This window comes from Arthrobacter sp. H41 (genome assembly GCF_000520535.1).
In the GTDB taxonomy this organism is placed as follows: domain Bacteria; phylum Actinomycetota; class Actinomycetes; order Actinomycetales; family Micrococcaceae; genus Arthrobacter_D.
Window position 1 is genome coordinate 2097 of the sequence record NZ_KI914835.1, and the last position, 1550, is coordinate 3646.

At 65.2% G+C, this 1550-nt stretch carries 1 protein-coding gene and 1 pseudogene; one reads left to right on the top strand and one right to left on the bottom strand.

Going from position 1 to position 1550, the window contains the following annotated elements; translation table 11 throughout:
* A pseudogene (locus Y705_RS20485) lies at positions 1-1148 on the bottom strand (ATP-binding protein); the annotation flags it as partial.
* Between the two features lie 227 nt (positions 1149-1375).
* Here Y705_RS20485 and Y705_RS23705 point away from each other — a divergent pair.
* On the top strand, positions 1376-1550 hold a 175-nt coding region (locus Y705_RS23705), incomplete at its 3' end, for a DUF7455 domain-containing protein (protein ID WP_444826196.1).

Consider the following 1550-nt stretch of genomic DNA (forward strand, 5'->3'; position numbering starts at 1 on the left):
CTCTTCCGATCTCGCACCGTCAGCACGGCGGTGAGGCCGGCGAAGACGTCGTCCTTCTCGATCTTGTCGCTGCCCGCCTTGAGCTTGCGCGCGTTCGCCTCGATGACCTTGCGGAACGTCTTGAGGAGCGCCTGCTCGAAGCCGCTCTGATGGGTGCCGCCCTTCGGGGTGGCGATGATATTGACGTAGCTGCGCACCGTGGTCTCGTACCCGATGCCCCAGCGCAGCGCGATGTCGACGTCGCACTCGCGCTCGACCTCCGTCATGTGGCTGTGCCCGCGCTCATCGAGCACCGGGACCGATTCCTTGAAACGGCCCGATCCGTGAATCCGCCAGACGTCGGTCACTGCGGCGTCCGCGGCGAGGAACCCAGCGTATTCGGAGATTCCGCCGTCGTGCTGGAACACCTCCTCGACCGGACCGGCTTCGCCCGCAGTGCCCGGCAGCCTGCGCTCGTCGCGGAGCGTGAGGCGCAGCCCCGGCACCAGGAACGAGGTCTGACGGGCCCGCGCCTGCAGCTCCTCGTAGGAGAACCTGGCGTCCTGGGTGAAGATCTGGCGGTCCGCCCAGTAGCGGACGCGGGTTCCGGTGACACCCCGTTTCGCCGTCCCGACGACTTCGAGCCGCGATTCGTCGAGGAACGGTTCGAACTCGGCGGTGGGCGACAGGATTTTGCCGTCCTTGAACCGGCCGGGCTCGCCGCGGCGGAACGACATCTTGTAGGTCTTGCTTCCGCGATCCACGAAAACGTCCAGCCGAGCGGAGAGGGCGTTGACAACGCTGGCGCCGACGCCGTGCAGGCCGCCGGACGCTGTGTAGGAGCCACCGCCGAACTTGCCCCCGGCATGGAGCTTCGTGAAGACCACTTCGACTCCGCTGAGTCCGGTCTTCGGTTCGGCGTCGACGGGAATGCCCCGGCCGTCGTCGTGGATCTCCACCGAGCCGTCGGAGTGAAGGATGACCGTGATGTTCTGCCCGAAACCGGCGAGCGCCTCGTCGACGGAATTGTCAATGATTTCCCACAGGCAATGCATCAGTCCCCGGGAGTCCGTCGACCCGATGTACATGCCTGGCCGCTTACGAACGGCCTCGAGTCCCTCAAGGACTGAGAGGTGCCGTGCTGTGTAATCGGAGCTTGGTGGGGCCACGGGTGGATGATCTCCTTGAAAAATGGGGACGTTGCAGTGCCGGTGTGCGGCGTGTTGTACAAGCACCCAGTTTATTACCCGGCTCCCCCATGCCCGGACAGGCTGGCCGACCTCCCGGGGTTCCGGGTGCTCCGCTGGTACGCCGGGAGCGAAAGGACACCCAGCCGGGGAAGGACCAGCAACGAATGATGGTTATATGGACAGACGATCGACACAAGGAGGCATTCATGTCCACTGCAGTAGCAACACGCGAACTAACCGCCCTGGACCGCTGCGACCGCTGCGGAGCCCAGGCCTACGTTCGGGCGGTCCTTCAGTCCTCCGGTGGCGAGCTTCTTTTCTGCGGCCATCACGCGCGCAGCGTTGAATCGAACCTCAAGCCGCTCACGTCGGAGTGGCAGG